The following is a 668-nucleotide window of genomic DNA, read 5'->3' on the forward strand; positions in this document are numbered from 1 at the left end:
AAAGAATTACGTGGACGCCAGGCATTTCTAAACAGCAGCTTAGCGAAGCGTTAAGCGAAATGGCGACGCAAGTGAAAGGTCAGTTTACTGCGGCTTACGGTGAAACCGCTGGGACTGAAAATTTACGAAAAGCGTTAGATGCCATCATCAAAAGCTCGGATTCTTTGACGCTTTCAAGCTTGTTTGCGAATTTTGCTGTAAGTCTGATTCACACCGAAATCGATGCTTTTTACAACGATAAAGCGATTGTCGATATCCAAAAAACGCAAATCTCTGCGGATCAGGTTGAGCTGATAAAAAACAATACGGAAAGAGACATCCGTTTCCAGTTTGAAAAAATGCTGAAGGGTGAGTCGACAGGCGCCTCGTTTATCGAACGTTACGAAACATTACGCAAGAACTTAGGTGCGTTGAAAGATCGTCTACTCAACATCACCGAGCAAGAGAAAAAGGATCTTGAGGTTCGCGCAGAGCACTCTTTGACGGCTCGCGATTTCTTGGCTGTCGTTGAGTCCAGTATTGGTGACCATTTTGATGAACAAGTGCTGTTTGCATTAAACGAGCGTCGCGTAAATCGCTTGGAAAAACGTAACGAGCAAAAGGAAGCACTGCAAGATTTAACCGTGCAACTAAAAATCTTTGGTGTTGTTCAGTCGAAAATTCACTCT

At 43.7% G+C, this 668-nt stretch carries 1 pseudogene; it reads left to right on the forward strand.

The window, feature by feature from the left end:
- Positions 1-668, forward strand: a pseudogene (gene vcrV / locus R7Z77_RS25990) (type III secretion system needle tip protein VcrV); the annotation flags it as partial.

Source organism: Vibrio sp. 1401 (genome assembly GCF_033340295.1).